This window comes from Xenorhabdus budapestensis (assembly GCF_002632465.1).
Lineage (GTDB): Bacteria > Pseudomonadota > Gammaproteobacteria > Enterobacterales > Enterobacteriaceae > Xenorhabdus > Xenorhabdus budapestensis.
Genome location: NZ_NIBS01000048.1, coordinates 1 through 4806 on the forward strand (window position 1 = coordinate 1; position 4806 = coordinate 4806).

Here is a 4806-nt window from a genome sequence, read left to right on the forward strand (position 1 = left end):
CATTATTGGTGAAGGCATGTGGACCGTAAACACGCAGGAAGTGCGCAGCGAAGATGCGGAGTTCGAAGTCCGTTGGGAAGGCATTTCGGTAACAGAAAACTAAGAGGCAATCATGGAAAAAACAAAAGTTATCACACTGAGCAAGCCGATTGAAAGTAACGGCGGCAAAGAAATTTACCCAGAAATTCATTTGCGCGAACCCTGCCTGATTGAGGTTGAGCAGTTTTATGAGGCACAAGCGAAGAACCCTAACAGCTCTCTGCCTGCTATGCGACTGCTGATTGCGTTGGTATCAAACATACCCGAATCGATCTTAAAAAAGATGGCTATTACCGACTTTAACGTTTGCCGGGAATTTTTGACGAATTTTTTAGTTTATACCCCCTCCGGGGATGGCAGCAATTAGCGGCTGATGTCACTTATTTTTACCGCTGGGGGCCACAAGACGCGTGGCTCCTGAGTCGGTCGCGGCTAAATTGGTGGGGTGAGCAGGCAGAACGGATCAATCAAGCGAGGTCGGGTAATGGGTAATGCATTTGACTTTGAGTTACACGCGGATGATAACGCCACAAAAGCACTGGCAGAGATTGAAGCCAGAATTAAGCAACTGAACCCTTTGCTGGATTCGACACGTGAAGCATTGCGGTTCGGCGGCAATGAAACACAGGAAAATGTAGGGGGACTAAGTAATCAGCTACGTGATATGTCGAAGTTTGCCAAAGATAACGTTCAGCACATCGGCGCTATCATTCCTCCGTTGAAAAATGTCGGCGAACTCACCGCAAAATATGGCAGTCTTGCCAAAAAATACGGGGGGATCGTCGGTGGCGTGGGTGCCATCGGTTACGGTATCGCCAAAATGGGGCAAAAGCTGAACGAACAAAGCAAGGAAGCCTATGATCTGGATGTTATGGCAAAAAATAACAATATGACCGTCGAAGAGTTTTCCCGATTGTCGGGTGCGATGGTGATATTAGGCACAGATGCAGACAAAGCAAAAGAGTCTGTTGATGGGCTGTATAAAATCTTTAACGATCCGCTACAGGCAAGGAACAGTGCAACATTAGCACAGCTTAATAGCATGGGCGTGTCCATTGTTCGTAAGGAAGACGGTACAGCGGATATCTCGAAGACCATGGAAGAGCTGGCGAAAGTGTTTCCGACCTATTCTTCTGCAAAACAGAAAACCATTGCTGATTTTCTGGGATTAGATGCGAATACCTTATCGTTATTGCGTGAAGGGGCCAAATACAAGCAGTTATTAGCCAAGTCCGATAAATTAGGATTAACGGTCCCTAATGGATTAAACCAGCAACTCACCGATTTAAATGGCACAATAAATGAACTCAATGCCTCATGGGAAGGGCTTAAGCAACGTGTCAGTAATGCTACTACAAACTTTTTAACCTCAGATGGCTCTGTTGACGATGGTCTTAAAGGGGTCAGTGACATATTAACTTATGGTCCAGACAACTTTGCGATCATGCGCACCCTAGGGGCAACAAGAGGGAATGAATCAGACCAGTTGCGATGGGGTTATAACACGCCGGAATTTTATAAAACACTCAGTACGTATGAAAAAACGATGCTGGATTTTGGCCTGATGACCGATGGATACCGGAAAAAATACCAAAAATGGCATGAAAAAAAGGGGACTGAAAAAACGAAACCTCCCATTGTGCCTGAAAATCAAAAACATTATCAGGATATTTATCAAATACCGAATGATCCAAATCGGGTAAAAAACTCAGGCACCCCCCCGCGAGGCATTCGCAATAATAACCCCGGCAATTTAATTGCTGCACCAAATACCACAGGAGAAGATTTCGGTAATAATCACAAATATGTGAAGTTTGGTACAGCACATGATGGGTTATCCGCGATGGCGCGACAAATAATGCTGGATGCAGAGAGAGGGCGGAATGACATTACCTCTCTATTATATAAATATGCGGGACCAGAAGGTGGTAATGATACGCCTGCCTATATTGAATGGGTTTCTAAGGGAACAGGCTATGGGCGCAATCAGCCTTTGGATATGTATAACCCTGAAATCCTGAAAAATGTCATGAAAAAGATGATTGAATTTGAAAATGCATCAAATCCTTACAGTGACGAGCAAATCAAAGCGGCTATTAATGACGCTATTCACAGTGATCGCTGGAAAGGTAAGCGAAACCCTCAAATACTCAGAGAGCAGCGTCTGCAATACGGCTCTGGTGAGCAAGAGCAGCAATTCCCTTCACTCTACAGCAAGAAAAAGGATGTTGAATCTGAGGCAGAAATAGCAAAAGGTATGGCGAAAGCGTTTCAGGAGGCTATGGGGGATAAACCGTTTCAGGTTGAGATCGTCTTGGTTAATGATAAGACCGGAGAGCGGCAAAAGTTCCAGTCGAATTCTGCCGGAAAAGTCACAACTTCTATGCAGTACCCTTGAAAATGACTTATATTTTATTCAGTAATGGTGGTTTTAGCATTCTATGAATGAGATATGAGGTAGGTGGGTAACGATGACTATATGGAATACTTTTTGGCTTCTTCTTGTGATCTTTGTTGTTTCACTAATGGTCGCTAAATCATCAAAACCAACTTGGTATAGAACAATAGCTACTGCTATAGCTTCATTAATTGGCGGAGGTATAGGTTTTGCTCTGATTGGCTCCGCATTTTTTTACTTTGTATTTAGTTCTGATTGTGACAGGAAGATTGGTGAATTCTATGAAAGTAAAGGCTCACTTTGTTATGGCGCAAGAGAAATCAATACTCTGACAGGGAAAGGCGACAAGGATGATGCAGTTATTATGAAATATGCCATTTTGGATAAAGATAAGGCGCTTGTCTATCCTCATAAAATGGAAACTCATATTATTTATGCCGAGGATGGAGAACTGAAATTTTCGCCATATGATAACTATAAACTCGTCCAGAAATTACATGAGGAATATGAAAAACCTGTCACGTCAAATGTAGATTATGAATGCCGTGGTAGTGCCTCTAAGCGATATTTCTATGTGTTAACCGCACCCCAAAAACAAAATAATGGTGGTGCTTACGCCCTTTGTTATAAAGGGGTGGATTATACTCAGACTTTGGCAGAGCAATCAGGTAAAAAAGGTTTAGCAGGGGATGGTCTTCGGATTACGTCCACATGGAAACTAAATGATTATGAAATTATGTATGTCGCGCTATACAACGAAAATACCGGTGCCGCAGTTATAGAGATGGTTGCCATAGATGCTGCCGGGAAAATACGATCGTCATCAAACCTGATTGATAAAGACAGGGATATGCCAAATTCAGATCCTGATGGCTCATTCAATATTGTTGGTATTGCCAAATCAAAAAATCAATTCAATAGGATATATTTTAATCTCATAGACGCGACTAACGTCACTCTCTATCAATTTGAAGCCCTTCCCAGCATCATATCTACAAGGGCGACAGCTAAATTCTTCGCTCATGGAGCTGGATTCTGGGTTGGGAACTCAGGGAACGTATCAGTAAGTCAATCGTATGTTTCCCCAGAAACAGGGCGTTATGAGGTAAATGTATTGTTGAACAAGAATGGAAAGGAAATTTGCAGACTGGATGATAGCAAAAATTACCTTCTTTCCGATCAGCAGTGCATAAAATAGCCCCTTATGGGGCTTTTATTGGTTATTAGTTGAGTTTTACAAAAGTTTCGTAAAACATCATTGCGATGTAGTCTTATTGTGACTACAATTAGGACACTATATGACCGGGGGATTGACTAATGACCACTGAAACTTATGTCCGTGCACGTATTGATGCAGAGACTAAAGAGCGGGCTCGTGCCGCATTGGAAGCCATGGGGTTATCTGTGTCTGATGCGATTCGCTTACTGATGTTGCGCATCGCGGATGAGCAGCGTTTGCCTTTCGATGTCAGAGTGCCGAACGCAACCACTCAGAAAGCAATGGAAGAACTGGAAGCAGGAAAGGGAAAGCGATTCGATAGCGTGTCTGCGCTAATGGCGGATCTGCATGAGGACGATTGAGCGCTCAACGGCATTTAAGCGGGATTATAAACGTGAATCTAAGGGTCAGTATCGCGTTGGGCTTGATGATGCGTTAGTGCCTGTTCTCGTCGCTCTGGCGAATAATGAACCTCTCGAACGCCGTCATCGTGATCATGAGCTGGACGGCAATTGGTCAGGCTATAGAGAGTGTCACATCAAACCCGATTTGTTACTTATTTACCAAAAACCGGATAGTGAAACCCTGCAATTAGCAAGACTCGGTTCTCACAGTCAGCTATTTGGGTGAACACTGTCAGATAATTATCTTATTTAAGCCCGCTCCGTGCGGGTTTTTTTCATTCCTGATGCCGCCTGGTGCGGTTTTTTTGTCCAAAAAAGAGGTTATGTCATGGCCCTGATAAAAGATGCCCTTTCTTCTCTGCTGGGTGGCGGCAATGACTCATCATGGAAATGGTCAGAACATTTACACCCTGCCTCGTTTCGTGGTGTGCCGTTTGCGGTGGTATCCGGTGAAAGTGTCTTTGGCCGCCGTCAGGCTGTACATGAATACCCGTACCGTGATACTGCCTGGCTGGAAGATTTGGGCCGGGCGACCCGGAGGATAACGATCCGGGGGTTTATCATTCAGAACAGTGCGGTTTATGACGCCCCGGATGTCATCACACAGCGAAAGAATCTGGTGGCGGCCTGTGAAACCGGATCTGCGGGGACATTGGTGCATCCGACACTGGGTGAACTGACCGTCAGTGTGACAGAAAGTGGCCTGCGTATGACTGAGAGCGCGGAATCGGGCCGGGTGTTTGAGT

The 4806-nt window shown here is 44.5% G+C and carries 7 protein-coding genes; all 7 read left to right on the forward strand.

Translation table 11 applies throughout. From position 1 onward, the window contains the following. Positions 1-103: phage tail tube protein (locus Xbud_RS18195; protein ID WP_211283551.1), on the forward strand; the 103-nt coding region annotated here is incomplete at its 5' end. Between the two features lie 9 nt (positions 104-112). Beyond that, on the forward strand, positions 113-406 hold the full coding sequence (locus Xbud_RS18200) for a phage tail assembly protein (protein WP_099137427.1): 294 nt from the start codon (positions 113-115) through the stop codon (positions 404-406). Positions 407-523: 117 nt separating this feature from the next. Then, positions 524-2437 (forward strand): hypothetical protein, encoded by a 1914-nt coding sequence (locus Xbud_RS18210; protein WP_099137429.1) that lies wholly within the window; start codon positions 524-526, stop codon positions 2435-2437. Between the two features lie 73 nt (positions 2438-2510). Further along, positions 2511-3635 carry a hypothetical protein gene (locus Xbud_RS18215; RefSeq protein WP_099137430.1) on the forward strand — a complete coding sequence of 375 codons (1125 nt, stop codon included), beginning with the start codon at positions 2511-2513 and terminating at the stop codon, positions 3633-3635. Positions 3636-3754: 119 nt separating this feature from the next. After that, positions 3755-4018 carry a type II toxin-antitoxin system RelB/DinJ family antitoxin gene (locus Xbud_RS18220; protein ID WP_099137431.1) on the forward strand — a complete coding sequence of 88 codons (264 nt, stop codon included), beginning with the start codon at positions 3755-3757 and terminating at the stop codon, positions 4016-4018. Beyond that, the gene (locus Xbud_RS18225; RefSeq protein WP_099137432.1) at positions 4005-4286 is read left to right on the forward strand and encodes a type II toxin-antitoxin system YafQ family toxin; all 282 of its coding nucleotides are present in this window, start codon (positions 4005-4007) and stop codon (positions 4284-4286) included. Before Xbud_RS18220 ends, Xbud_RS18225 begins: the two co-directional genes overlap by 14 nt. A gap of 102 nt (positions 4287-4388) precedes the next feature. Next, positions 4389-4806, forward strand: a 418-nt coding sequence (locus tag Xbud_RS18230) for a DNA circularization N-terminal domain-containing protein (RefSeq protein WP_169923112.1), incomplete at its 3' end; no start/stop codon positions are given.